26 protein-coding genes are annotated in these 24,015 nt (G+C 73.2%); 10 read left to right on the forward strand and 16 right to left on the reverse strand.

What is annotated here, in order from left to right:
* The first annotated feature begins 24 nt into the window (after nucleotides 1-24).
* A complete protein-coding gene (locus tag EKG83_RS11980) occupies nucleotides 25-822 on the forward strand; it encodes a hypothetical protein (protein ID WP_033427176.1) in 798 nt (265 codons plus the stop codon).
* Nucleotides 823-1,434: 612 nt separating this feature from the next.
* Here the strand turns inward: EKG83_RS11980 and EKG83_RS11985 are convergent.
* The 3 genes from EKG83_RS11985 to EKG83_RS11995 all read right to left on the reverse strand — a co-directional run bounded on the left by EKG83_RS11985 (nucleotide 1,435) and on the right by EKG83_RS11995 (nucleotide 3,422).
* The gene (locus EKG83_RS11985) at nucleotides 1,435-2,655 is read right to left on the reverse strand and encodes an ABC transporter substrate-binding protein (RefSeq protein ID WP_051764196.1); all 1,221 of its coding nucleotides are present in this window, start codon (nucleotides 2,653-2,655) and stop codon (nucleotides 1,435-1,437) included.
* An 87-nt stretch (nucleotides 2,656-2,742) separates the two neighbouring features.
* A complete protein-coding gene (locus tag EKG83_RS11990; RefSeq protein WP_153278030.1) occupies nucleotides 2,743-2,910 on the reverse strand; it encodes a hypothetical protein in 168 nt (55 codons plus the stop codon).
* Nucleotides 2,911-3,236: 326 nt separating this feature from the next.
* Entirely contained in the window at nucleotides 3,237-3,422 is a 186-nt protein-coding gene (locus EKG83_RS11995; protein ID WP_051764197.1) for a hypothetical protein, read from the reverse strand.
* Between the two features lie 73 nt (nucleotides 3,423-3,495).
* Between EKG83_RS11995 and EKG83_RS12000 the strand changes: the two genes are divergently transcribed.
* Nucleotides 3,496-3,711, forward strand: coding sequence for a hypervirulence associated TUDOR domain-containing protein (locus EKG83_RS12000; RefSeq protein WP_033427177.1), 216 nt, complete (start codon nucleotides 3,496-3,498; stop codon nucleotides 3,709-3,711).
* Between the two features lie 189 nt (nucleotides 3,712-3,900).
* Here EKG83_RS12000 and EKG83_RS12005 read toward each other — a convergent pair whose 3' ends face one another.
* Both EKG83_RS12005 and EKG83_RS12010 read right to left on the reverse strand, forming a co-directional pair.
* Nucleotides 3,901-6,252, reverse strand: a complete 2,352-nt coding sequence (locus tag EKG83_RS12005; protein ID WP_033427178.1) for a glycoside hydrolase family 65 protein — start codon at nucleotides 6,250-6,252, stop codon at nucleotides 3,901-3,903.
* On the reverse strand, nucleotides 6,249-6,965 hold the full coding sequence (locus tag EKG83_RS12010; RefSeq protein ID WP_033427179.1) for a beta-phosphoglucomutase family hydrolase: 717 nt from the start codon (nucleotides 6,963-6,965) through the stop codon (nucleotides 6,249-6,251). Before EKG83_RS12010 ends, EKG83_RS12005 begins: the two co-directional genes overlap by 4 nt.
* Before the next feature lie 71 nt (nucleotides 6,966-7,036).
* Between EKG83_RS12010 and EKG83_RS12015 the strand changes: the two genes are divergently transcribed.
* Nucleotides 7,037-8,341 (forward strand): NAD(P)/FAD-dependent oxidoreductase, encoded by a 1,305-nt coding sequence (locus tag EKG83_RS12015; protein WP_033427180.1) that lies wholly within the window; start codon nucleotides 7,037-7,039, stop codon nucleotides 8,339-8,341.
* A gap of 4 nt (nucleotides 8,342-8,345) precedes the next feature.
* Here EKG83_RS12015 and EKG83_RS12020 read toward each other — a convergent pair whose 3' ends face one another.
* Nucleotides 8,346-8,666 (reverse strand): DUF3140 domain-containing protein, encoded by a 321-nt coding sequence (locus EKG83_RS12020; RefSeq protein WP_033427181.1) that lies wholly within the window; start codon nucleotides 8,664-8,666, stop codon nucleotides 8,346-8,348.
* Nucleotides 8,667-8,874: 208 nt separating this feature from the next.
* Between EKG83_RS12020 and EKG83_RS12025 the strand changes: the two genes are divergently transcribed.
* Together EKG83_RS12025 and EKG83_RS12030 are read left to right on the forward strand one after the other, a co-directional pair.
* Nucleotides 8,875-9,249, forward strand: coding sequence for a hypothetical protein (locus EKG83_RS12025; RefSeq protein ID WP_153278031.1), 375 nt, complete (start codon nucleotides 8,875-8,877; stop codon nucleotides 9,247-9,249).
* Nucleotides 9,246-9,398, forward strand: a complete 153-nt coding sequence (locus EKG83_RS12030) for a hypothetical protein (RefSeq protein WP_153278032.1) — start codon at nucleotides 9,246-9,248, stop codon at nucleotides 9,396-9,398. Before EKG83_RS12025 ends, EKG83_RS12030 begins: the two co-directional genes overlap by 4 nt.
* A gap of 122 nt (nucleotides 9,399-9,520) precedes the next feature.
* Here EKG83_RS12030 and EKG83_RS12035 read toward each other — a convergent pair whose 3' ends face one another.
* Nucleotides 9,521-10,138 carry an SRPBCC domain-containing protein gene (locus EKG83_RS12035; RefSeq protein ID WP_033427182.1) on the reverse strand — a complete coding sequence of 206 codons (618 nt, stop codon included), beginning with the start codon at nucleotides 10,136-10,138 and terminating at the stop codon, nucleotides 9,521-9,523.
* Nucleotides 10,135-10,479 (reverse strand): ArsR/SmtB family transcription factor, encoded by a 345-nt coding sequence (locus EKG83_RS12040; RefSeq protein WP_033427183.1) that lies wholly within the window; start codon nucleotides 10,477-10,479, stop codon nucleotides 10,135-10,137. Before EKG83_RS12040 ends, EKG83_RS12035 begins: the two co-directional genes overlap by 4 nt.
* Nucleotides 10,480-10,597: 118 nt before the next feature.
* Here EKG83_RS12040 and EKG83_RS12045 point away from each other — a divergent pair, with 118 nt between their 5' ends.
* From EKG83_RS12045 to EKG83_RS48985, 3 genes are all read left to right on the forward strand, one after another.
* Nucleotides 10,598-11,245, forward strand: a complete 648-nt coding sequence (locus EKG83_RS12045) for a hypothetical protein (protein ID WP_033427184.1) — start codon at nucleotides 10,598-10,600, stop codon at nucleotides 11,243-11,245.
* A 1,450-nt stretch (nucleotides 11,246-12,695) separates the two neighbouring features.
* Nucleotides 12,696-13,391: an OmpA family protein gene (locus EKG83_RS12050; RefSeq protein ID WP_033427185.1), complete on the forward strand. Its 696-nt coding sequence runs from the start codon at nucleotides 12,696-12,698 to the stop codon at nucleotides 13,389-13,391.
* An 82-nt stretch (nucleotides 13,392-13,473) separates the two neighbouring features.
* Entirely contained in the window at nucleotides 13,474-14,145 is a 672-nt protein-coding gene (locus tag EKG83_RS48985) for a sunset domain-containing protein (protein WP_033427186.1), read from the forward strand.
* Here EKG83_RS48985 and EKG83_RS12060 read toward each other — a convergent pair whose 3' ends face one another.
* From EKG83_RS12060 to EKG83_RS12075, 4 genes are all read right to left on the reverse strand, one after another.
* Complete coding sequence (locus tag EKG83_RS12060) at nucleotides 14,146-14,427, reverse strand: WhiB family transcriptional regulator (RefSeq protein ID WP_033427344.1); 282 nt, start codon at nucleotides 14,425-14,427, stop codon at nucleotides 14,146-14,148. It abuts the gene before it with no gap.
* Between the two features lie 53 nt (nucleotides 14,428-14,480).
* On the reverse strand, nucleotides 14,481-15,353 hold the full coding sequence (locus EKG83_RS12065) for a MerR family transcriptional regulator (RefSeq protein WP_228122582.1): 873 nt from the start codon (nucleotides 15,351-15,353) through the stop codon (nucleotides 14,481-14,483).
* A 266-nt stretch (nucleotides 15,354-15,619) separates the two neighbouring features.
* A complete protein-coding gene (locus EKG83_RS12070) occupies nucleotides 15,620-16,612 on the reverse strand; it encodes a C40 family peptidase (RefSeq protein WP_033427188.1) in 993 nt (330 codons plus the stop codon).
* Nucleotides 16,613-16,934: 322 nt separating this feature from the next.
* Complete coding sequence (locus tag EKG83_RS12075; protein WP_033427189.1) at nucleotides 16,935-17,804, reverse strand: PfkB family carbohydrate kinase; 870 nt, start codon at nucleotides 17,802-17,804, stop codon at nucleotides 16,935-16,937.
* A gap of 121 nt (nucleotides 17,805-17,925) precedes the next feature.
* Here EKG83_RS12075 and EKG83_RS12080 point away from each other — a divergent pair, with 121 nt between their 5' ends.
* Together EKG83_RS12080 and EKG83_RS12085 are read left to right on the forward strand one after the other, a co-directional pair.
* Entirely contained in the window at nucleotides 17,926-19,221 is a 1,296-nt protein-coding gene (locus EKG83_RS12080) for a lytic polysaccharide monooxygenase (RefSeq protein ID WP_033427190.1), read from the forward strand.
* A complete protein-coding gene (locus EKG83_RS12085) occupies nucleotides 19,206-19,793 on the forward strand; it encodes a hypothetical protein (RefSeq protein ID WP_033427191.1) in 588 nt (195 codons plus the stop codon). Before EKG83_RS12080 ends, EKG83_RS12085 begins: the two co-directional genes overlap by 16 nt.
* A 24-nt stretch (nucleotides 19,794-19,817) precedes the next feature.
* Here EKG83_RS12085 and EKG83_RS12090 read toward each other — a convergent pair whose 3' ends face one another.
* The 4 genes from EKG83_RS12090 to EKG83_RS12105 form a co-directional block, all read right to left on the reverse strand.
* On the reverse strand, nucleotides 19,818-20,858 hold the full coding sequence (locus EKG83_RS12090; RefSeq protein ID WP_033427192.1) for a LacI family DNA-binding transcriptional regulator: 1,041 nt from the start codon (nucleotides 20,856-20,858) through the stop codon (nucleotides 19,818-19,820).
* A gap of 245 nt (nucleotides 20,859-21,103) precedes the next feature.
* On the reverse strand, nucleotides 21,104-21,922 hold the full coding sequence (locus EKG83_RS12095) for a carbohydrate ABC transporter permease (RefSeq protein WP_033427193.1): 819 nt from the start codon (nucleotides 21,920-21,922) through the stop codon (nucleotides 21,104-21,106).
* Nucleotides 21,919-22,773 carry a carbohydrate ABC transporter permease gene (locus EKG83_RS12100; protein ID WP_033427194.1) on the reverse strand — a complete coding sequence of 285 codons (855 nt, stop codon included), beginning with the start codon at nucleotides 22,771-22,773 and terminating at the stop codon, nucleotides 21,919-21,921. The genes EKG83_RS12095 and EKG83_RS12100 overlap by 4 nt, the downstream gene beginning before the upstream one ends.
* Complete coding sequence (locus tag EKG83_RS12105) at nucleotides 22,773-23,951, reverse strand: extracellular solute-binding protein (RefSeq protein ID WP_211268968.1); 1,179 nt, start codon at nucleotides 23,949-23,951, stop codon at nucleotides 22,773-22,775. Before EKG83_RS12105 ends, EKG83_RS12100 begins: the two co-directional genes overlap by 1 nt.
* Between the last annotated feature and the right edge of the window lie 64 nt (nucleotides 23,952-24,015).

Consider the following 24,015-nt stretch of genomic DNA (forward strand, 5'->3'; position numbering starts at 1 on the left):
TATTGAGGGCGGACCTTAATACGCGTGCGCACTGATCACCTCTTCCCCCTGGCCTCGGTGGAGCCCGTCTTCGGCATGCCCACCGAGCACGCCCGCAAGTTCCAGCAGGTGGCCGCCGAGCAGGACCTGGTCATCGACGTGCGGGCCACCAACCCGCACGCGGTGGCCTGGCTGCGCGCGGGCGCCCTGCCCAAACCGGAGGCCGTCAAGGCCAAGACCATCAACGACCTCGACGTCCGGCTCGGCGCGCCGGCCGGGCAGCGCGGCCTGGTCGGCTACTTCCCGCCGGCCTTACCGCGGTACGACCTCAGCGACCGCCTGCTGCGGCGCTACGACCAGCGGCGGATCGAGTTCGACGCGCTGCGCGAGAAGATGGCCGCGTTCGAGCGGCGCGACGAGTACGTGGTCCGGGAAGGGGTCGTGCACGGCTACGACCACCGGGGCGCGCTGCGCCCGCTGACCGGCGACCACGACGTGTTCGACATCCACGCCTCCGGCGGGCGGCCGCTGAGCGAGCGCCGCTACGACCACGCGGTGGCGACCATGATGTCGATGCGGATGGGCGTCACGCACGGGGCCCACATGTACTGGCGGCCGACCACCAAGTCCGACCTGGCGATGTTCGAGTCGATCGCCCGCAGCCCCGACCCCAAGCTGCGCTTCCACCCCGACGGCACGCTGACCGCGGGCGACTACCGCCGCTTGAACGCCGGGATGAGGACGATCACCAGGCCCGCCACGGCCGCCCGGCCGTACGCCAGGGTCTCCAGGGTCGGCAGGCCGAGGGGACCGGTGTCCTCCGCGTCGGTGATGAACAGCTGACCGTAGAGCAGGAGGAGGGCGACGCCGTAGCAGCGGGCGTGGTGGTGTCGCCAGGCGAGCACGAGGCCGGCCGCGCCGGTCGCCAGGTAGAGGGTGTGGTTCGTGCCCTCGCCCGTGGGCAGGAAGGGGATGCACGACGCGACGATCTGGAGCACGCCGACCACGAGCGCGAGCAGCTGTGCCCGGCTGAACCGCCGGGTGTCGGCCGCGTCCCTGTCGCGCACGAGAGCTGTGTTCCGCATGGCCGGGGGATTACCCGGCGCCACCGAGGTCATCCGTGGTCCGGACGCCGTCACGCCATGGTGGCGTTCGGCGCAACACGATGGGGTGAGAGGAGGTGGGGGTTGAGTGACCGGGGCCTGGCGGGTCGGGGCCGGGAGCCGGTGGGGTGACGACGCGTGAGTGCCGAGGTGGACGGCCGACGCCCGCGGCGCCGGCCGGCGAGGGGTGCCGTGCCGCCGGCACCTGCCCACCGCCGCCGCAGCCCGCCGCTACAGGACCGCCGCCGTCGCGCCGCCATCGCGCCGCCGCCGACCGCCGCCACCATCCGCCGCCGTGCGGCTTGACCGCCGCTGCCGCCGCCCAGCCTGCCGCCGCCCGGCCCGCGAACCCCTACCCCAGCAACCGCCCGACCTCGTCCCCGGCGCTCCCGGCCGCCTCGCCAGGTTCCCGCCTCCCGCCCAGCACGTCGGCCACCGCCCCGCCGATCACCGCCGAGATCTCCGCGTACTTCGCCCCGTAGGCCGTGCGGCTGCGGGCGGTGCCCAGCTGACCGGTGAACCCGCCCAGGTTCGGGTCCCACTGCCAGGCCAGGTCGTCGACCGTGTCGGAGCGGTTGGGCAGCGCGCCCAGCCCACCGCCGAACTCGGTGGCGTTGTCCCGCGTCTCGGCCAGCCACGTCAGCAACGCCCACGCCTGGTCCACGTGCCTGCTGCTCCCGCCGACCACCCAGGTCTCCCCGCCCAGCACCGTCGCCGCACCGGCCTCGCCACCGGGCAGCGGCGCGGCCGACCAGTCCAGCCCGGCCTGGTTGAGGGTCGGGATCGCGCCGGTGTCCGCGAGCGCCATGGCGCACCGCCCCTCGGCGAACCGCGCCGCCACGTCCGCCCCGGTCCACCCCAGGACGTCGGCGGGCGCGCTGCGGTCGGTGTTGACCAGGTCGTCGAGGTAGGCGAGGGCGTCGGCCCCGCCGGTGGCGAGGTCCGCGAGGTCACCGCCCGCCTGCCACAACAACGGGAGGAACGTCGCGGTCGCCTCCTCGCCCGAGGCGGGGAAGCACAGCCCCGCCCGCTCGCCGGTGGTCAGCGCCCGCGCCGTGGCGCGCAACCCCTCCCACGTGGTCGGCGGCCCGGCCTGCCCGGCCCGCTCGAACACCTCCCGGTCGTAGACCAGCGCGGTCGTGGTGCTGCGCAGCGGCACGCCGCGGAACCGGCCGTCGTGGGTGGCGCTCTCGCGCACCGGGCCCAGGAACCGGTCGGTCAGCGGCCACCCGGCGAACCGGTCGGTCAGGTCGGCCAGCACGCCCCGGTCGGCGAGCCGGGGCAGGTCCGCCGCGTCGACCGCGGCGATGTCGGGGAACGCGCCGGAGGCGGTCGCCTCGGCGAGGGAGGTCCGGAAATCGTCGCGGGACAGGGCCCGGCGCTCGACGCGCACCTCCGGGTGCTCCTGCTGGTAGCGCGCCAGCAGGCCGGTCACGGCCTGGTCGGCCATGGGGGAGTGGTCGAAGTGGTCCCACCAGGTGAGGGTCACCTGTTCGGGCGCGTCGGGTTGCTCCTGGGTGCAGGCCGTCGTGGCCAGCAGGACCGCCGCCGCGAGCAGTGCTCGTACACGCATTCCGCTCCACCCTTCGGGGTAGGCGCCCTGGTCTACGGACTGCAGTCGTCCTACTCCGCTGCGTGAGGCGGTGTCAAGATCGGTGGTTCAGACCTTTGTTCGCTTGCGGCCGCGGCCGGCGCGCTCGGCCCGGCCCGGCGGCGAGGCACCGGGCTCCGCCTCCGCCGCGGGCGGGGCGGGCGCGCCGGTCTCGCCGGGCTCGGCGTCGGCGAGGTAGGTGGCGGCCAACTCGTCGTAGATCGGTGTTGAGCTCATCCTCGGGATACTGTCCGGCCACCGGTCCCGGCGCTGCCCCTCTCACTCCTGTGAGTGACATTTTTGGCCGCAATCGACCGCACATCTGCGGAGAACGCTCTCCCGACCTGTGTGGACGGTCGGAACGCCCCGATCCGCGGGGCGGAACGGTGACCCCTTCGGTGGACCGCCGGCCCGGGTGCCGAAAAATTTTTCGGGTGCTCGGTTTGGCCGGCCGTAACGGGGGTACCTTCGTCCACGATGAGGGCGTAGGCGGCCACCGCCCCCCAAGGCCGCCTGGCAGTCCCGGCCGGACCCACCTCCCCCCAAGGGTCCGGCCGGGCGCCTCATCCCCTCGTCGGGTCGTGGCCCCGGTTCACCAGCGAGCGCCACGCGGTGTGCCCGACGTCCCCGAGGTCGTCCTGCCCGGTGCGCGGCAGGGGCACGATGCGGTGTCCCGAAGCGTGCCCGGTCGACTCGCCGCCACCGCCGGGGTCGCCCACCTCGCGGATGCCGCGCCTCTCGTCGTCCACATCGGCCTCCGTGTCCGGCTCCCGTTCCGGGGTACCCCCCGGAACGGGCGGAAGACTCGACGGGAGAGAAGTCATGGCCGAACAGTTCCGCAAGGGGCAGGAGGTCGAGTGGTCCAGCCACGGCTCGACCACCCGCGGCGAGGTGCAGGAGAAGATCACCTCCGACACGGAGGCGGCGGGCCGGAAGGTGAGGGCGTCCGAGGACGACCCGCAGTACCGGGTGCGCAGCGACAAGAGCGGCCGGGATGCCGTGCACAAGCCCTCCGCGCTGCGCCCGCACGACGACTGAGCGCGCCGGCACGGGGCGCGACCGCGCCCGGTCCGCGCCAGGCGCGACGACCGGGCCCGGCTCGCACGACGAGGGCCCGCGACCGAGCGGTCGCGGGCCCTCGTCACGTCGGCGCCAGGCCGGTCGGCGCGGGCCCCTAGCGGTACCCAGGCCGAGCGGCCGCGGGCCCGGGACCCGCGACCCCCGACCTCACCCCTGGTTCCCGGGCGGCGTCCGGCGCACCGGCGCGCGGTTGTGGGGCTGCCGCACCTCGGGCGGCTGCGGCGGGTCCGGGATGGACAGCGCCACCGGCTCGCCCGGCTTCACGGTGAACCGCTCGCCGTGGTGGGAGGCGTCCAGCCCGTCCCCGGAGAGCACCCGGTAGGTCGCCTGGTCCGGGGCGACCTCCACGGCGAGCCGGGTGCCGCGGTAGGTCAGCCGGAACGAGAAGCCCTGCAGCCCCGGTGGCAGCCGGGGCGCGAAGGCCAGCTCGCCGCTGTGGTCGCGCATCCCGCCGAACCCGGCCACCAGCCCCGTCCACGCGCCCGCCAGCGACGCCATGTGCAGTCCGTTGTGGACGTTGCGGTGCAGGTCGTGCAGGTCGGTGAACGCCGCCTCGGACAGGTAGTCGTAGGCCAGCTGCAACGCGCCCACCTCGGCCGCCAGCACCGCCTGCGTGCCCGCCGACAGCGACGAGTCGCGGACCGTGCGGGCCTCGTAGTAGGCGAAGTTGCGGGCCTTCTGCTCCGGCGTGAACGCGTCGCCCCGCACGTGCATCGCCAGCACCAGGTCGGCCTGCTTGACCACCTGCTTGCGGTACAGGTCGAAGTACGGGTAGTTCAGCATCAGCGGGTACTCGTCGGGGTCGACGCGCTCGAAGTCCCACGCCGCGTGCGAGGTGAACCCCTCGGCCTGCTCGTGCACGCCCAGCAGGTCGTCGAACGGCACCAGCATCCCGTCCGCGGCCCTGCGCCAGCCCTCCACCTCCGCCGGCGTCACCTCCAGCCGCTCGGCCACCGCCGGGTGGCGCTCGACCGCCTCGGCCGCGTTGCGCAGGTTCTCCTGCGCGAGCAGGTTGGTGTAGACGTTGTTGTCCATCACCGCCGAGTACTCGTCGGGCCCGGTGACGCCGTCGATGCGGAACCCGCCGTGCTGGTCGTGGTGCCCCAGCGACGCCCACAGCCGCGCGGTCTCGACCAGGATCTCCGCGCCGTGCTCCCGCTCGAACGCCAGGTCCCCGGTGACGCTGACGTACCGCGCCACCGCGTGCGCCACGTCGCCGGAGACGTGGAACGCCGCCGTGCCCGCGGGCCAGTAGGCCGAGCACTCGGCGCCGTTGATCGACCGCCACGGGAACGCCGCACCGGCCTGCCCGAGCACCGCCGCCCGCTCCCGCGCCTTGTCCAGCGTCGAGTGCCGCCACCGCAGCGCGTCCCGCGCCGCCTCCGGCACGGTGCAGGCCAGCACGGGCAGCACGAACATCTCGGTGTCCCAGAACGCGTGCCCGTCGTAGCCGGGCCCGGTCAGGCCCTTGCCCGGGATGGCCCGCGTCTCGCCGCGCACCGCCGCCTGCATGATGTGGAACAGCGCGAACCGCACCGCCTGCTGCAGCTCGTCGTCGCCGCGCACCTCGACGTCGGCGGCCTCCCAGAACTCGTCCAGGAACCGCCGCTGCTCGGCCAGCAGCCCGTCCCAGCCGGTCTGCCTGGCACCCGCCAGCGCCGCCTCCACCTGGGCGCGCAGCGCGGGCACCGACCGCTGCGCCGACCAGCCGTACCCCAGGTACTTCACCAGGCGCAGCCGCCCGCCCGCGGGCACGTCCACGGCCGCGGTGAACCGCGCCAGGTCGCCCTCGGCGCGGATCTCGGTGCGCACGCCGTCGTCGGTCTCCAGCTCGTGGTCCATCGCGGCGGCCATCCGCAGCTCCGAGTTGCGCGCGTGGTGCGCCAGGATCGCCCGGTAGCCGGTGGCGTGCGCGAAGTCCGCCACCAGCGGGTCCTCCAGCGCGGCGGCCACGCGCGGGTCGTCGCTGTCGTTCTCCACCGGCTCGTTGGCCAGCAGGTCCGACTGCACGACCAGCTGCACGTCCTCCTCGGGCTCCACCTCGTACAGGATCGCGGCGACCGCGCGCTGCGTCAGCGACACCAGCCGCTCGGTGCGCACGGTGACCCGGCGGCCCGTCGGCGACTCCCACACCGTGCGGCGGCGCAGCGTGCCGGTGCGGAAGTCCAGCTCGCGGGCGTGCTCGTGGGCCTTGCCGTAGCGCATGTCCAGCGGCTCGTCCTCCACCAGCAGCCGGATGACCTTGCCGTCGGTGACGTTGACGACCGTCTGCCCGTCCTCGGGGTAGCCGTAGCCGGACTCGCCGTACGGCAGCGCGTGCGCCTCGTAGAAGCCGTTGAGGTAGGTGCCGGGCAGCCCGCGCGGCTCGCCCTCGTCCAGGGTGCCGCGCAGGCCGATGTGCCCGTTGGACAGCGCGAACACCGACTCGGTCCGGCGCAGCTGCTCGACGTCCAACCCGTTCCAGCGCAGCAGCCAGGGGTTGACCTCCCACCCGCTCACAGCAGCTCCGCCAGGTCCTCGACGACCACGTCCGCCCCGTGCGCGCGCAGCGCCTCGCGCTGGTTCGCCCGGTCCACGCCCACCACGTACCCGAAGTCGCCCGCCCGGCCGGCCTGCACGCCCGCCAGCGCGTCCTCGAACACCGCCGCGTGCGCCGGCGGCACGCCCAGCTCCCGCGCGCCCGCCAGGAAGGAGTCGGGCGCGGGCTTGCCCCTGAGCCCGTCGCGGATGATCACCACGCCGTCCACCAGGGCGGTGGCGAACCGGCTCAGGCCGGCCGCGTCCAGCACCTTCCGGGCGTTGGCGGAGGAGGTCACCACGCCGATGGCCAGCCCGCGCCCCCGGACCGCCTCCAGGTAGCGCACCGTGCCCGGGTACGGGGTCACGCCCTCGTCCCGGATGATCGCCTCGATCAGCTCGTTCTTGCGGTTGCCCACGCCGTGCACGGTATCCGCGTCCGGCGGGTCGGCGGGCGTGCCCTCGGGCAGGGTGATGCGGCGCGAGGCCAGGAACGCGCGCACCCCGTCGTAGCGCGGGCGGCCGTCGACGTACTGGACGTAGTCCGATTCGGTGAACGGCGGCTCGCCGCGCGGGGTGAGGAAGGCGTCGAAGGTGCGCTTCCACGCGCGGCGGTGCAGCACGGCGGTGCTCGTGAGCACCCCGTCGAGGTCGAACAGGCAGGCGGTGATCGCGTCGGGGAGTCCAAGGGGCATGTCCCGTGTCTACCCGGTTCCGGTCGGGGGTACCCGTCGTCGATACCGCCGTCGTCGGAGGGACCGAGACCATGGGCAAGCCGCGGGTGCTGGTCGTCGGCACGGGCTTCGCGGGCTACCACTGCCTGCGCACCCTGGAACGCGCGCTGCCGCCGGACGCCGCCGAGCTGGTGGCCGTCAACCCGACCGACTACATGCTGTACGTGCCGCTGCTGCCCGAGGTCGCCGGCGGGTCGCTGGACCCGCGCCGGGTCGCCGTGCCGCTGCGGCCCAAGCTGCCGCGCACCCGGCTCGTGCAGGCCCACGCCACCGGCGTCGACCTGGCCGCGCGCACCTGCTCGGTGGTCGACGTGGAGGGCCGCGAGCAGGTGCTGGAGTGGGACCGCCTGGTGCTGACCGCCGGGTCGGTCACCCGGCTGCTGTCCATCCCCGGCGTCGCCGAGCACGCCTTCGGGTTCAAGTCCGTCGCCGAGGCGGTGTTCCTGCGCGACCACGTGCTGCGGCAGGTCGAGCTGGCCGAGCAGTCCGACGACCCCGCCGAGCGCGCCGCGCGGGCCACGTTCGTCGTGGTCGGCGCCGGCTACACCGGCACCGAGCTGGTGGCGCAGGGGCAGCAGCTGACCAGGTCGGCGCTGCGCGGGCGCACCGGCCTGTCGGAGAGCGACATCAGGTGGGTCCTGGTCGACATGGCGCCCCGCGTGCTGCCGGGCCTGGACGAGCGGCTGAGCGCGCCCGCCGCGCGGGTGCTGCGGTCGCGCGGGGTGGACGTGCGGCTGGAGACCAGCGTCGAGGCGGTCACCCCCACCTGTGCCCGCCTCACCGACGGCTCGGAGATCGGCACCCGGACCGTGGTGTGGTGCGTGGGCGTGCGGCCCGACCCGCTGGTGGAGTCGGTGGCGGTGAAGACCGACAAGGGCCGGATCGTGGTCGACCCCGCGCTGGCCGTGCCGACGCACCCGCACGTGTTCGCCGCCGGCGACGTGGCCGCCGTGCCGGACGTGTTCAACGGCGGCAAGCCGACGCCGATGACCGCGCAGCACGCGCAGCGGCAGGGCAAGCTGGCCGGGCGGAACGTCGCGGCATCCCTCGGCCACGGCACCGCGGGCAACTACCGGCACCGCGACCTGGGGTTCGTGGTGGACCTGGCCGGGGTGCAGGCCGTGGCCGACCCGCTGCACGTGCCGCTCACCGGGCTGCCGGCGAAGGTCGTGGCGCGCGGGTACCACCTGCTGGCCATGCCGGGCAACCGGCTCCGGGTGGCCGCCGACTGGCTGACCGACCTGCTCGCCCGCCGCCAGGTCGTGCAGTTCGGGCTGGTGCCGGAGGCGGGCGTGCGGCTGTCGGACGCGGACAAGCTGCCGGTCAAGCGGTCCTAGGGGCTCAAGCGGGCTTGAGCGGGTCGTGCCCGATCGACATCAGCCGGTGCCGCCAGTGCGCCTCGCCGGCCGTCGGCTCCAGGTCGGCGCGGCGCTGCTCGTTGACCCGTTCCACCACCTTCCGCATGACCCTGACGTCCTCGGTGGTCAGGTCGGTGCGCCGCTTGCGCAGGACCCGCAGCACCTCCTGACCGGTCGGCGTGCCGGCCTGGTCGGGCAGGGCCTCGCTGTCCTCGTCCGCCGAGCGGGTGCGCAGCCAGTCCTCCAGCTCGTTCGAGGTCATGTTCACCACGCGGTGGAACTCTTCCCACAGGGTGTCGGTCATGGCGGGAGGGGTTGCCCGTCCGGACGAGCGCGAAACGGGGCGTTCGGTGAACTTCGCCGCAACCCGGCTGAAGTTCGCCGCCCGGGGTGAACCCCGGGCGGCGAGGTCTTCACCGGAAGTCTTCGTCGAGAGTCTTCACCGAGAGTCTTCACCGAACCCGAACACCGACCGGACGCGGTGCTCATCCGGGGGCGCGACCGTGGACGGCGTGAAGACGTGGATCGCCGCGCTGGCGGCAATGGGATCAGTCCTGGTCACCACGGGTGTCGCTGCTGCCCAGAGCGGTTACGCCCCCATCACGGTCGGGCCGGAGCGGGTGCGGGAGCTGTGCGAGGAGCGGGTGCCGCGGATCGAGGAGCGGATCGGGCGGCTGACCACGCGCGTCAACGGCGGACCGGAGGTGGAGGGGTCGGCGGCCTGGCTGCGGCAGCGGGCGGCGGAGGCCCGGGAGCAGGGGGACGCGGTGCGGGCGGACCGGCTGGAGCGCCGTGCCGGGCGGCTGGGTGAGCGGTCGGCCCGGCTGGCCGACGCCCAGCGCCGGGTGGACGACTTCCAGGCCCGGCACTGCGGTGGCGGGAGGTGAGGGTGCTGGTGGCGGCGGTGCTGCTGGTCTCGCTGGTCGGGTGCCGGTCGGAGGGGGTGCCGGACCCCGGGTTCGACGAGGTCGAGTCGACGTTGAACAGCGTCGAGTCGACGTTGAACGACATCGAGGCCGAACTCGACGAGCCCTGATGCCGACCGGCCCCGTCCCGCCCGGCTCCGGCCGGTCCGCGGGGCTGGGGTCGGCACGCGTGGCTTCGCCCGGCTCGCGGGGGCCCACCGGACCCCCGCGAGCCGGCCGCCGTTCCCCCTGCTCAGCCGCTCACCTCAGGCGCGAACTGGGCCTTGGACACCCCGACCGCCTCCGCCAGCGCCTCGGCCGTCGAACCGCCCTGCTCCTCCACCACACCCGCCCACAGGTCGATCGACCCGAGGTTGAACCGCTGCACCTCGGGCGAGTTGGCCATGGCCACCGGGTCGGCGTCCGCGGGCAGGTCGCCGCCGAGGAAGAGGGCCAGGCCCAGCAGCCCGCCGTCCCAGCCGGGGCCGACGTAGAGGGCGCCCACGCCGCCCGCCGCCATCTCCGGCGGGACGGTGTGCTCCAGCTCGACGGTCGTCCGCTCGCCCCGCGGCAGCAGCCGCACCTCGACGACGGAGAACTCGCCGCCGAAGGTGACCCGGAGCAGCTTCGGCGGCGCGCAGGTCAGGATGTCGCCGCCCGCGTTGCCCTCCAGCTGGAAGTCGCCGCCCTCCCGCAGGTCGCCGCTGACCGGCAGGAACCAGCGCCGCAGGCGGTCCGGGTCGGTCAGCGCGTCCCACACGTCCTCGGCCGCCGCGTCGTAGGTGCGGCGCAGCAGCACCCCCACGACCTCCCCGTTGTCCCTGCTCAGCTCGCGGCCGATGGACTTGAGGTGGTCGGCGAAGTCGATCACTGTTGGTCTCCCTTGAGTCGCCGCTCGCGCTTGCCGCGCGCGAGCTCGGTCGCCAGCGCGTCGAGGTGCCCGCTCCAGAACCGGCGGAACCGGTCGAGCCACTCGTCCACCTCGCGCAGCCCCCGGGCGTCCACCGCGTAGAGGCGGCGGTTGCCCTCCGCCCGGACCCGGGCGAAGCCGTGCTCGCGCAGCACGCGCAGGTGCTGGGAGACGGCGGGCTGCGAGATGCCGAACTCCTGCCGGACCACCTCCGTGACCGCGCCGGAGGACAGCTCGCCGTCGGCGAGCAGCTCCAAGATGCGGCGGCGGACGGGATCGCCGAGGACGTCGAACGCGTGCACGACCAGTATGTTTCAGCCTCAGCTTATATAAGTCAACACTTGGGACTCCAAAATTGTCGGTGGTAGGTGGCACCATCTTCGAACGGATGTTCGGTACGCGTTCGAAGGGAGCTGTGCGATGCGTGTTCGACTCGATCCCCGTCAGTGGCCCGGCCGTGTCATCCCAGAGACCGACGCCGAGATCGACACGGCGGTCGAGGCGCTCTGCCTCCGCGCGAACTGGCCCGACGGCAACAGGGCGGCCCTGCGCCGCGTCGTCGGGCCCTGGTTCGCCGAGGGGTGGTGCGTCGATGCCCTGCTGGCGGCGGTCGACCGCAGGCCGGACGGCAACAGCCAGGGCAGCCCGAGGAACCGCGACCAGGTAGCGCACGACTTCCTCCGTGCGCGGCTGAGGTCGTGGTGGCAGGGGGGCGCGCGCCGAGCGCGCCCCCCGGTGCCGGGCATGACGCTGGGGGCGTGGTGGCGCATCAACCGCCGCAACGCGCGCCTCACCCAGCCCCGGCCGGCGCGCCCCCTCAGCGCGGCGGGCACGCTGGCGCGGGAGCAGTCGCGCGAGCGCGTGCGGGCGAGGCTGAAGGACCCGGTCGAGCGGTCGAGGGAGCTGGCGAGGCGCAGGCAGGAGGTCCTGGACAGCCTGCTGGTGCCGGGGCAGAAGCCCCCGACCTTCGAGGACTCCCGCCGGTTGCTGGCGGACATCCAGGTCCCGACCCACCCGGTCTGCAGCAAGTGCGGCTGTCGGCAGGGAGTACTACCATCGGCGGCTTGAACAGCGGAAACGTCGGCGGCACCGCCGGGGTCGGCACCCGAGCCGCCTTCGTGGGCAGACACGATCGGGTGATCATCGGCGAGATGTGTACGTAAACGGGGGTCTGGATCATCGGTTAAGAGAATTCGGAGCCCCGAACCACCACCCCCGTCCGACGACCCCCGAGTCGCCCCTGACCCCGACCTGACCCCGGCCCCTCCAAGCCGCCACCCTCCGACCCCCACCTCTCCGACCCCTCGCCCCTCCTTCCCAGCCGCCCCTCCGACTCCCCGCCCCTTTGACTCCCCTCCGCCCACCGCCGCCCGCCTCGGCTCCCGGACCAAGCCACCCCGGGACCACACACCCGCGGCCCCTACACCCCAAGCCCGCACGAGCACCGGCCACAGGAGCACTGGCCAAGAAACCCCGCCGTCGACCCCCGGCCACGGCACCTCCGGCCGCCCGTCGACCCAGCCCTTCAGCCCTGCCCTTTGACCCCGCCGAGCAACCAGGCCAGCCGACCGCAGTGCCTGCCCACAGCGGCCCTCACCCGCGACAGGCACCCACCGGCAGCGGCGCACCCACCTGCGACGGTCCTAGCCCGCAGCGAACAGCCGCCCGCGGTGAAACCCACCCCTGCAGCGGCAGCCCCGGCATCGGCGAGGTAGTTGCAGCCGCCGACGCCCAAAGCCCGGATCGCAGTCGCCACGCCCGCAGCCGCCAGTCGTCGCAGCCCGCCGTAGTGCGCACCTCATCGCAGCCCGCCGGCCCGCTGCCGCCCACCGCTGCCCGCTGTCGCCCACTGCCCGCTGTCGCCCGCTTGCCGCCCATCCGCTGCCGCCCGCTTGCCGGTCACCTGCCGCGATCGCCGCCGGCTGCCCACCGCCCGTTGCTGGCCGCCATCCGCCCGTTGCCGGCCGCCATCCGCCATCCGCCATCCGCCATCCGCCATCCGCCTGCTGCCAGCCGCCGGCCGTCAACCGGTCGCGACTGTTGCGGCTGTTGCGACCGCGGCGTCCCCGGTTGCGTTGGCTCGATCGCGTTTCGCCTGCTGGGGCGATGTTCGGCCGTCACGTTGGGGTCGCCGGAAAATGCTTGGCTGGGGCCGTTTTTGGCTGGGTGGCCAGCCGAGTGTCGTGGCGGTGTGGGGCGTGTTGGTGGTGTGGAGGGCCGCTGGGGCGGCTGGGGTGGTTGGGTGGGAGAAGTCGCTCGTAGGTGGAATTGTTGCGAGGTCAGGTCACCTGGACAGGTGAAATACTTCGTTGCATCGTGGGCATACGGGGGCGGCTGGTGGCACGCGGGGCTCGCCTTCCGGTAGTAACGCCCGGTGCTGAAATCCCGGCCCTGGCGAGTTTGGCTCGCTGGAGCACTGCTCGTCCCCGGTCTCCTTGCGGCATCAGGGGTTTACGCTCGCGCGCGGCAGGCGGGGTGGGACGGGGGTGTCGGCCGCGGGGGTGGGCGGCTGACCTTGGTGATCCGCGCCGACGAGGTCGTGCTGGTGGGGGAGGCTGGGGACGACGCCGAGCGGGAGGCGTTGGTCGAGGCGGTTCGGGGGCGGGTCGACTTCTACCGTGTGACGGATTTGATCACTCTTACCGGTGAACGGTTGCCGGCTTCGCCGGGCAACGTGGTCGACCTGCTGCTGGCTGCCGCGCGCAGTGGGGTCACCGGGTTCGCCGCCGGGTTCTCCGGGCAGCGGGTGGACGTCTCGGCCGTCGTGGCGGGGGAGGGGGCCGCCGAGGACTTGCGGCGGGCGGTTCGGCGGGTCTTCGCGGACGGCGCGCTGGACGTCGAGGTCCGGACGCCGGAGGTCGGGCCGCTGGACGTGGCCGCGCTCCAGCGTTCCGTCACCAACATGGTGCAGGGCGGTGGTGGGTTCCGCTTCGAACCCGGCACCACCGGCTGGGAGGGGTACGGGCCCGTGCTCGTCGGCCGCGTCGGTCGGCTGCTGCTGGTGGCGCCCCGGTCGACCATCACCCTGGTCGGGCACGCCTCCACCGAGCGGCCCGACGCCCGCGACCTCGCCCTCGCCCGGGTCGGGGTGGTGCGCGACCTCTTCGTCGCGCAGGGCGTGCGCCCGGACCAGGTCGAGACGTCCGTCAGCATCGACGCCGCACCGGAGGGGGCGGACCCGGTCGCCCGCCAGGTCGACGTCCTGATCCGCTAGCCACCCAGCCGCGCTCGGGAGCGGTCACCGGAAGTTCGCCGGTCTGCCAGGAGGTTCGCCGGTCGTGCCAGGAGGAGTGCCAGTGTTCTGGTTGTTCACGCAGATTTTCGTCCTGTGCGCGTTGGCGTTCGCCGCGGGCGCGATGCTCACCTGGCTGCCGTTGCGCGCCGCCATCCGCGACCTCCGCGTCCGGGCCGACCTGGCCCGCGCGGTCACCTGGCCCGCCCTGCCCCCGGCGGTGCCCACGGCCCTGGTCGTCACCGATGGCGAGGTGGTCGAGCCCCACGCCGAGGTGGTGGACGCCGCCGTGCTGCCGGTGCGGGTCGAAGAACCGGTGGACGGGGAAGGCGAGGACGCCGAGGAGGCGAGTGAGCGGAGGGTGGCGGAGGGAGGGGCGGAAGGTGTTGCGGGTGTCGAGGCGGAAACCGCCGTGGGTGTTGGGGCGGAAGGTGCTGCGGGGCGAGAGGCGGAAAGCGCTGCGGGCACCGGCGTCGAGGGGCGTGCGGTCACCAGGACGAAGGCGCGTACCACCTCCCGCACCCGCACCGGCGCGGTCAACGGCGAGCGGCGCGAAGCGGCGGGGGACCAGCCCGTCGAGGTGAAGTGCAACTCGCGGTCCATGGTCTTCCACACCCCGGCCTCGCCCTACTTCAAGCGCATGAAGGGCGACGTCACCTTCAACTCCGCCGAGGAGGCCGAACGCGCCGGCTACACCCGCTGGACCCCGAAGGCCAGGGCCGGCACCCGGAGGTGATCACCTGCGCCGGCGCGAGATGAGCGCCCGCAGCTCGCTCTCCCCGAGCCCGCCCCAGATCCCGTACGTCTCCTCGACCTCCAACGCGTGCTCCCGGCACCGCCGCACCACCGGGCACCGCGCGCAGACCTCCTTCGCCCGCGCCTCGCGGTACCGCCGCGCGGAACCGCGCTCGTTGGGGGTGTGGAAGAACAACCCGCTGTCCATGCCGCGGCACAGACCTCTCAGCTGCCAGTCCCACGACTCGGCGACCGGCTGGGGCAGGCGGGACAACTCAGTCACGGGGCTCACGTCCTCGATGTCAGGTCGGGCTCCCTGCACACCCTAAATTCGATTCAAAATCGGTTCAACTCAAGAACCGTGCCCACCGCCTCCGCCAACGACCACATCCGCCGCGCGCCGGGTGGCACCTCGACCCACCCCGCCCCGCCGACCAGCACCGCGTGCCCCCGCGACAGCAGTTCGGCCACCGGCGCCGCGTCGGCGAACGGCCGGGCGTGCGCCCACAAAATCACCGAACCGGGTGACAGCAACGTCGCCGCGTCCAGCAGCGCGTCGGCCGGCACCCGCGCCCCGAGGTTGCGCGACGCGCACTCCCGCTCGGCCAACGCCGCCGCCAGCACGTCCAGCGGCAGGCTGTGCTGCTCCTCCGGCGCGCACGCCAGCAGCGCCGGCAGCCGCCCGGTCGCCACCACCGGCGGCTTCCCGGCCCGGCGCAGCGCGCCGAGGATGCTCGCCGTCGCCAGGTGCTCCACCTCGACGCCCCTGCCCTGCGCCGACACCCGCTCGCCCAGCGCGACCAGGAACGGCACCAGCACCGACTCCCACGTGTCGACCACCCCGCGCCGCTCGAACAGCTCCGCGGCCAGCGAGCTCATCAGCGGCGCGTCCAACCGCGCCGCCGCCCGCGAGAACCCGCGCCCCTCCAGCGACCCGTCCACCGCGATCGCCCTCGGCCCGCCACCCGCCCGGGGCGCGGGCGGCGGCGGCGAACCCAGCGCCACGGCGGCGGCCGCCGAGGGTGCCATGCCCTGGGCGGTCAGCTCCAGCATCCGGCGCAGCCGGGACACGTCGGCCGCGGAGTAGCGGCGGTGCCTGCCCTCCTCGCGGGTGTCCGGGCCGAGCCCGTAGCGCCGGTCCCAGGTGCGCAGCGTGGTCGGCGAGATGCCGAGCATCCGCGCCACCGCGCCGGCACTCCACTGCTCCACGCGTTCACCGCCTGTGTGGATCGTTTCTGAACCGAATCATGGTAACGAGCACGCCGGCGAACCGCTGGTGATCACCCGTCGGGGCGGCGCGGGGAGCCGCGAGCCGGAGGGCCGGGGGAGCCGCGAACCCGGGCGGGGGCCGCGAGTCGGGAAGCCGCGAGCCGAGGGGGCGGGGAGCCGCGAACCTGGTGACGGGGGAGTCCGCGGTGGAGGGCGACCGCCGTCGCGGTGCGGGGCCTACCGGGGCGCGAACGCCCGCCGGCGGGTCAGCCGACCACCCGGCGGATCACGCTGATCGGTCCGATCGACTCGATGTCCTGCACCTTGACCGGCACGCCCTCCGTGGACGCGTGCACGGCCCGCAGCCCGTCGATCGCCATGGCCACGTGCGTCTGGCCCGAGTAGTAGATGACCAGGTCGCCGGCCTTGACCTCGTTGCGCGTCACCGAGCGCCCGATCTTCGCCTGCCCGTACGTGGTGCGCGGGATGGCGATGCCCGCCGACCGGTAGGCCGCCTGCATCAGGCTGGAGCAGTCCCACGTGTCGGGGCCGTTGGAGCCGTAGACGTAGTCCTTGCCCCGCTGCGACAGCGCGAACGCCAGCGCCTCGCCGGCCTTGCCCGCCGGCACCGGGATCGGGCCCATGTCGCCCGCGTCGTTCAACGCCCGCCGGTCGGCCGGGCTGAGCGAGCGGTACGCGTCGCGGGCCTCGTCGATCTGCTGGTTCAGCGCGGCCTTGCGCTGGTCGATCTCGCCGATCGCCCGGTTGGCGCTGTCGGTGGCCTCGGTGGCGCGCCGCGCGGCGTCCTCGGCCTTGACGACGGCTTCCTCCAGGCCGCGCAGCGACTCGGCGTTGTCGTACGCCAGCACGCCCAGCGCCGACATGCGGTTGAGGAAGTCCTGCTGGGAGTCCGACACCAGCAGCGCGGACAGCTGGCTGAACCGGGCGCCCTGGAACGACGCCTCGGTGAGCAGGTCGACCTGCCCGCGCAACGCCTCCTGCGCCTGCTGGGCACCGGCGATGTCGCGGTTGGCCTGGTCCAGCGCGCCCTGGGCGTTGGCCAGCTCCTCCTGCGCCCGCAGGTGCTCCTCGTTCAGCGTCTCGGCCTGCGTGGACAGCTCGTTGTAGCGCTTGAGCGCGTCCGAGGCGTTGGGCGGCACGGGGTCGGCGGCGGCGAGCGGCTGGGTGCCGACGAACAGGGCGACCGCGGTGGCCGCCACGGCGGCGCGGGTGGTGCGCTGGGCGGGGTTCGACGCCACGGTCGCCCGAGCCTCCTCGTAGCCGGTCCTAATCCGAACGGGTGACACCCGATCAGGTCTCGGACAGGTTACGGAACCGGGCTCGCGGCGTCCATCAGGGGGGCGGAATCCAAGCCGATCCGTCACATTCGCCCTGGCAGGGCAAAGAGAGAGGCGGGACAGGGGGAGCGGTGCGGCGTGGGCAAGACGGGACAGGGTGAGCGGTGCGGCGCGGGCAAGACGGGACAGGGTGAGCGGTGCGGCGCGGGCAAGGCGGGGGTCTGGGCGGAGCAAGGCGGAGAAAGGCGGGGCCGGCAGCCCTGAGCTGCTCAGGCCGGCCCGGTCAGGCCAGCCCCGTCAAGTCGGTCCTCCCGCCGGGGTGGTCGACCGCCCGCCCCGACGCGGCCGTGGCGAACTCGCCCGCCTGCTCGACCCCGTCCCCCCGCACGAGCGCCACCGTCAACGCCGCCACGAACGCGTCCCCACCCCCCGTCGTGTCCACGACCTCCTCCTCGGTCAACGGCACCACCGCCGACCCGTCCCCCCACGCCAGCACGTTCGCCCCGGGCACCTCCAGCGCCACCACCGACGGCCCGCGCCCCAGCAGCTCCCGCCCCGCGGCCACGGCCTCGTCCGCCCCCTCCACCGCCCGCCCGAGGAGCTGCTCCGCCTCCGAGTGGTCCGCGCGCAGCACGTCCGCCCGCCGCAGCAGGGCGTCGACCTCCCCACCGGGCACGCCGTCGAGCACCACGAGCCCGGACGCCGCGACGGCGGCCGCCAGCAGGGCCTCCGCCGGCTGCTGCAACTGCAGCACCACCGCGTCCGCCCCCGCGAACACCGCCCGCGCCGCCTCCACGTCCCCGGTGGTCACGAGCGTGCCCGGCGGCATGTCCTCCAGGTAGCGGTACTCCCCGTCGCAGACGACGTCCACGACCAGGGCCGTTCGGGTGCCCGGTCGTCGCACCAGGCCCGAGGTCCCTACGCCGTCCGCCACGAGCCGGTCCACCAGGAGGCGGCCGGGCAGGTCGTCCCCGACGACCCCGACCAGTTCGGCCGTCGCGCCGAGTTGGACCAGGTCGCGGGCGATGTTGGCGCCCTTCCCGCCCAGCATCTCGCGCCGTTCGGACACCGTGGTGCTGGAACCGCTCCCGGGAACCTCGGGCACGACCAGTGCCAGGTCGCGCGCCACCTGGCCGACCACCGCGATCCGCATGCCTGATCGGTACCCGGCGACCACCAGTTGAAACGAAGCGTTGACGTGCGGTCACCGGCGATGCGATGGTAATTCTGGGAGCGCTCCCAGCTTCACAGATCACCGTCGATCTGAAGGAGACATGTCCGTGCGACTCAAGCGCCTAGGGGCGTTGGCCGCTGCCGCGCTCGGCCTCGTCGGGATCACCACCGTGCTCAACCCGGGCGGCGTCGCGCTCGCACACGGGTCCATGACCTACCCGCCCAGCCGCACCTACGCCTGCTACGAGGACGGCAGGCTGAACGGCAACGGCGACCTGAACCCGACCAACCCGGCGTGCGCCGCCGCGGTGCAGCTCGGCGGCAAGCAGCCGCTGTGGGACTGGTACGGCAACCTGATCAGCCAGGCGGGCGGCCGGCACCGGGAGATCATCGCCGACGGCGACCTGTGCGGCCCGACCACCAAGTACGACGCCTACAACCTGGCCCGCGAGGACTGGCCCACGACCACCCTGCGGGCGGGCGCGCCGATCACCTTCAAGTACAACGCGTGGGCGCCGCACCCCGGTCGCTGGGACCAGTACGTCACCCGCGACGGTTTCGACGTCACCCAGCCGCTGAAGTGGTCGGACCTGGAGCCGGCGCCGTTCGACAGCGTCGTCAACCCGTCGCTGGGCAGCGGCGAGTACACCTGGAGCGGCACGCTGCCGAACAAGTCCGGCCGCCACGTCATCTACTCGATCTGGCAGCGCAGCGACAGCCCCGAAGCCTTCTACAGCTGCTCGGACGTCTTCTTCACCGGCGGCGGCTCCGGCGGCGACACCCAGGCGCCCACCGCGCCCGGCACGCCGACCGCGACCGCCACCGGCAGCTCGGTCTCGCTGAGCTGGACCGCGTCCTCGGACAACGTCGGCGTGTCGACCTACCAGGTGTTCCGCGAGGCGGGCGCGACCGACGTGCCGGTCGCCTCCGGCTCGGCCACCTCGGCCACGGTCACCGGCCTGAGCCCCGACACCGCCTACCAGTTCTACGTGGTGGCGCGGGACGCGGCGGGCAACACCTCGCCCCCGTCGGCGGTGGTCTCGGTGCGCACGACCGGCGGCGGCACCGGCACGCCGGGCGCCTGCTCGGTGAGCTACGCCGTGCCCAGCTCGTGGTCGGGCGGCTTCACCGCGAACGTCTCGGTGCGCAACACCGGCACGACCGCGGTCAACGCGTGGGAGCTCGCCTGGGACGTGCCCTCCGGTCAGGGGGTCGGCCAGGCGTGGTCGGCCCAGGTCACCGTGTCCGGCGGCCGGGCCACCGCGAAGGGCGCGAGCTGGAACCAGAACATCCAGCCGGGCCAGTCGGTGAGCTTCGGGTTCAACGGGACGTCGCAGGGAACGCCCGTCAACCCGACCTCGTTCACCCTCAACGGCGCCACGTGCGCCACGGCCTGATGAACGCCCGGTGCGCGGCCCTGGCCGCGCTGCTGGTGGGGTCGGTCGCCTGCTCGCCCGCGACGACCGGCCCCACCGGTTCGCCCGGTGCCGCGGGCGCCCCCGGCGTCGCGGCGAACGCCCTGGGCCCGCCGCTGGCCACCCCGGCCGACGTGGCCGAGTGGGTCCACGAGCAGACCGGGGAGTGCGACGACCCGCAGCCGCGGACGATGGACGAGTTCGCCGAGTTCGTGGGCCCGCTGCGGACGAGGCTCTACGCGCCCTACGTGGCCGAGTGGGCCACCTGCCGGGCCGGGCCGTACGAGCGGCTGGGGCTGGTGGTGTTCCACCGCGACCGGCTGGGCGACTTCCAGCGGGCCTGGCAGGGCGCGCTGAGCAGCGGCGAGGTCTCCGACGACCCCGACTTCGGGTTCGGCAACGGCTTCGCGCTCAGCGGCACGCTCGGCCTGGAGGTGCTGGGGCTGCACCAGCTCCGGTGCCGACCGCCGGGACCGCAGGACCAGGTGGGCCACACGGTGGCGGCCGAGGCGCCGGGGTGCGCCTACGTCCAGCAACCGGGCCACCACCACTGAGGGAGGGGATGAGGAGGCGGCTCGTCAGCGCGGCGGTGCGGTGCTCTGCCGCACCACAAGCGTGGTGGCAAGCTCGATTCGGCGGTGTTCGGGCTCTTCACCACGTGCCAGCGTGATGGCGAGACGGGTGCCCGCCGCGGCCATGTCCTGCAGCGGCTGCCGGACCGTGGTTAGCGGCGGGCCCACCCACTGGGCGACCGGGAGGTCGTCGAAACCGATGACGCTGAGGTCTTCGGGAACGCGCAGCCCGGCGGCGCGGGCGGCCTCGTAGATGCCCAGCGCCTGCAGGTCGGAGCCCGCGAACACGGCCGTGGGCGGGTCGGGCAGGTCCAGCAGCGGCGCGAACGCGGCCCGGCCGGACTCGACGTGGAAGTCGCCGTAGCGGACCAGGGCCGGGTCCACGGCCAGGCCCGCGGTCTCCAGCGCGGCGCGGTAGCCGTCCACCCGGGCGCGGCTGCACAGCACCCGCTCGGGGCCGCCGATCATGGCGATCCGGCGGTGCCCCAGCTCGATCAGGTGCCGGGTGGCGGTCAGGCCGCCGTTCCAGTTGGTCGCCCCTATGGACGGGGTCTCCAGCTGCGGCTCGCCGATCGGGTCGACCACCACCACCGGGATGTCCCGGGCGCGCAGCTTGGCCAGCTGCTGCGAGGTCAGGTCGGAGAACACCGAGATGACGGCGAGCGGCTTGCGCGCGATCACGCCCTCCAGCCAGCCGTGGCCCGGGGTGAGCCTGCCCTGCGACTCGCTGAGCACGAGCGCCAGGCCCTGCTCGGCGGCCACCTGCTCGGCACCGCGGATGATCTCCAGCGCCCAGGCGCTCTCCAGCTCGTGGAACATCAGTTCCACCAGGTTGGACCGGCGGGACCGCTCGTCCGACCGCCGCTGGTACCCGTGCCGCCGGATGATGGCTTCGACGCGCTCGCGGGTGTGCGGTGCGACGTCCGCGCGGCCGTTCATCACCTTCGAAACTGTCGGTACCGACACCCCCGCCTCGGCGGCGATGTCCGCGATGGTGATCTTGCTTGAGGCGGTCCCGTCCGAGGTGGGCTGGGCTTTGGTCGGCATGCGCCGCAGTCTACGGCAGCGCCGGCCGGATTCGGCTGGTCAATGTGGTGGTGGCGAAGCGGTGTGGCTCACTGTGCGGGACGCCCGCCCGCCGCTCGGGAGCCGAGCGGTCGAAAATGTCGAATGAATTATCGAAACTGTTCACCTCGCGCGTCAGGGGCGTGGCCGTTGGGAGAGGTTGGACGGCCACGCCCCTGGCGCGGGTGCTCCGCGCCGGGCGGAGCGGGCTGGGAAACCCGGTACTGCTACTTGCCGAAACCGGCGGTCAGGCCGCTGAGCAGGAACCGTCGCCCGATCAGGTACACCACGAAGATCGGCAGCACCGACAGCGTCACCGCCGCCAGCAGCGCCGGCACGTTGGTGGTGAACTGACCCCGGAAGTCGTACAAGCCGAGGGTCAGCACGCGCGACGACTCCGACTGCGTGAGCACCAGCGGGAACAGGAAGCCGTTCCACGCGTTGAGCGCCGTGTAGACGCCCACGGTCGTGATCGCCGGCCGGGCCAGCGGCAGCACCAGCGACACCAGCACCCGCAGGGGGCCGGCGCCGTCGATCGCCTGCGCCTCGTACAGCTCGCGGGGCACGTCCCGCAGGCTGTTGGTCAGCACCAGCATGGCCACCGGCAGCGCGAACGCCGCGGTGGGCAGGATGATCGCGGTGAGCGTGTCGTAGAGCCGCATCCGGGTGATCAGCAGGTAGATCGGGATGATCGTGGCCTGGGCCGGGATGGCCAGGCCGATCAGCAGCAGGGTGAACCCGCGCTGCACGAACTTCCCGGTGCTCCGCACCACCGCGTACGCGCACGGCACGGCGACGACCACCACGATCGCCACCGTCGCCACGGTCACGATCACGTTGTTGAGCAGGTACTGGCCGAAACCGCCGGTCAGCACCGTCCCGTAGTTCTCCAGGGTGAGCTTCTCGGGGATGGACCAGGCGCTCTTGCCCAGGTACTCCGACCGGGTGCGCAACGACACCGTGACCAGGTAGACCAGCGGTCCCAGGACGATGACCAGCCACGCCACGGCGAACAGCCCGGCGGGCCAGTTCGGGCGAGTTTTCACGACCCCTCCTGCTGGCTGCTCATCGAGCGGAACCCGCTCCACCGCATGACCGCCACCGACAGCGCCGTGCCCAGCACGACCAGCACGACGGCGATCGTGCTCGCGTAGCCCATCTCGAACCCGCTGAAGCCGGTGATGTACATGTGCAGCGGCAGGATGCGGGTCGCGGTGCCCGGTCCGCCGCCGGTCAGGATCAGCACCGTGTCGAACGTGGTCAGCGAGCCGACCAGCATCAGCACCGACGAGGTGACGATCGTGTACCGCAGCTGCGGCAGCGTGATGTTCCAGAACCGGCCCAGCCTGCCCGCGCCGTCGATGATCGACGCCTCGTACAGCGAGGCCGGGATGGCCCGCGCCGCACCCTGGTAGAGCAGGGTGTGGAACGGGATGTACTGCCACGAGATCACGAACACCACCGTGTAGATCGCGATGTCGGTGTCGCCCAGGAACAGCGGGCCACCGATGAACGCGCCGAAGTTCGGGTCGAGCAGCACCTGCCACAGCAGCGCGATGGCCGCCGTGGACAGCAGCAGGGGCAGGAAGAAGATCGAGCTGAGCACCGCGCGGGACCACTGCTTGCCGGCCGCCCAGACCCCGATCAGCAACGCGATCGGGGTCTGGACGAGCCAGGACACGACCATCAGCAGCAAGGTCCGCCCCACCGAGGCGTGGGCTTCGCCGTCCTGGATCAACCGGGTCCAGTTGTCGACCCCGTTGAACGCGGGCGTGCTCAGGCCGTCCCAGGTGGTGAAGCTCAGGTAGACCACGAGCACCATGGGCAGCGCCGCGAACACGCCGAAGAACGCGAACGCCGGCACGGCGTACCAGCCAGAAGGCCGCTGGGAGGACATCAGCGCGCGGCCACCGCATCGACGAACTGCTGCGGCGAGACCTTGCCCAGGAAGAACTCCTGGAGCTGGGTCAGCATGAAGGTCGCGTCGTCGGCCGGGAGGTCCTGGTCCCAGGAGAGCTGGAAGTTCTTGGAGTCCAGCACCATCTTGTAGACCGAGGTCGCGTACTCGGCGTTCGGGGTCTTCTTCAGCTTCTCCTCGGCGCCCACCACCGGCGGCACGTCGCCGGCGGCGACCAGCGCGTCGATGTAGGACTCCTCGTGCAGCGTGGTGGTGACGAACTTCTTGGCCGCGTCCACGTTCTTCGAGTCCGTGGTCACGGAGTAGAAGTTGCTGACGTTGCCGACCAGGTTCGACACGTCGCCCTTGCCGCCGGGGATCGACGGGAACGCCACCCAGCCCAGGTCGCCGCCCTTGACGAAGTCGGGGCTCTGGTCGAGCTGGTTGGTGTACTCCCACGAGCCCATCAGGTGCATCGCGGCCTTGCCCTGCGCCAGCAGCGTCGAGGCGCCGCCGACGTCGTAGCCGACGGAGGCGAAGTTGTTGCCGAAGCCGCCCCGGTCGATCAGGTCCTTGAGCTTCTGGAACGACTCGACCACCGCCGGGTCCTTCCAGCCCGCCGCGCCGTTGTCGCGGATGTTCTTGAACACCGCGTCGCCCGCGTAGCGGTCGAGCACGTACTCGGCCCACATCAGCTCGGTCCACGCCTGCGAGCCGGCCAGCGCGATGGGCGTGATGCCCTTGGCCTTGAAGGCGTCGACCGCGGCGAGCAGCTGGTCCCAGGTCGCCGGCGCCTGGACGCCCGCCTCGGTGAACAGCTTCTTGTTGTAGAACAGGATCACCGGCTGCATGCCGCGCATGGGCACGCCGTAGTACTTGCCGCCCAGCTTGGCGCCGTCGAGCACGCTCGGGATGAACGCGTCCTTGGCCGCCTTGTTCTCGTCCAGCGCGGCGGTCAGGTCGACGACCTTGCCGGCGTCGACGTACTCCTTGAGGTTGCCACCGCCCCAGTTGAAGAACAGGTCGGGCGCCTGCGGCGAGCCGATGGCGACCCGCAGCCGCTGCTTGTACGGGTCGTTGCCGAACGTCTCCAGCTTGGCCTTGCCACCTCCCGCCTTGAAGGAGTCGATCGACTTCTGCTCGATCGGGTTGAGGACCTGGTCCTCCAGCGCCCACACCCTCAGCTCACCTGCGCCGGACTCGGCCGGGCCGGACGAACCACATGCGGACGTCATTGCTGCC

Source organism: Saccharothrix syringae (assembly GCF_009498035.1).
GTDB classification, from domain to species: domain Bacteria; phylum Actinomycetota; class Actinomycetes; order Mycobacteriales; family Pseudonocardiaceae; genus Actinosynnema; species Actinosynnema syringae.

What these genes read in the sequence shown, in the direction of transcription:
- EKG83_RS12075 (WP_033427189.1), bottom strand. Translation starts at nt 17,804, where the DNA reads ATGCGGATCGCGGTGGTCGGCCAGGTGGCGCGCGACCTGGCACTGGTC.
- EKG83_RS12045 (WP_033427184.1), top strand. Translation starts at nt 10,598, where the DNA reads ATGCGTGTTCGACTCGATCCCCGTCAGTGGCCCGGCCGTGTCATCCCA.
- EKG83_RS12090 (WP_033427192.1), bottom strand. Translation starts at nt 20,858, where the DNA reads ATGCCGACCAAAGCCCAGCCCACCTCGGACGGGACCGCCTCAAGCAAG.
- EKG83_RS12015 (WP_033427180.1), top strand. Translation starts at nt 7,037, where the DNA reads ATGGGCAAGCCGCGGGTGCTGGTCGTCGGCACGGGCTTCGCGGGCTAC.
- EKG83_RS11990 (WP_153278030.1), bottom strand. Translation starts at nt 2,910, where the DNA reads ATGAGCTCAACACCGATCTACGACGAGTTGGCCGCCACCTACCTCGCC.
- EKG83_RS12080 (WP_033427190.1), top strand. Translation starts at nt 17,926, where the DNA reads ATGTCCGTGCGACTCAAGCGCCTAGGGGCGTTGGCCGCTGCCGCGCTC.
- EKG83_RS12000 (WP_033427177.1), top strand. Translation starts at nt 3,496, where the DNA reads ATGGCCGAACAGTTCCGCAAGGGGCAGGAGGTCGAGTGGTCCAGCCAC.
- EKG83_RS12010 (WP_033427179.1), bottom strand. Translation starts at nt 6,965, where the DNA reads ATGCCCCTTGGACTCCCCGACGCGATCACCGCCTGCCTGTTCGACCTC.
- EKG83_RS12020 (WP_033427181.1), bottom strand. Translation starts at nt 8,666, where the DNA reads ATGACCGACACCCTGTGGGAAGAGTTCCACCGCGTGGTGAACATGACC.
- EKG83_RS12100 (WP_033427194.1), bottom strand. Translation starts at nt 22,773, where the DNA reads ATGTCCTCCCAGCGGCCTTCTGGCTGGTACGCCGTGCCGGCGTTCGCG.
- EKG83_RS11985 (WP_051764196.1), bottom strand. Translation starts at nt 2,655, where the DNA reads ATGCGTGTACGAGCACTGCTCGCGGCGGCGGTCCTGCTGGCCACGACG.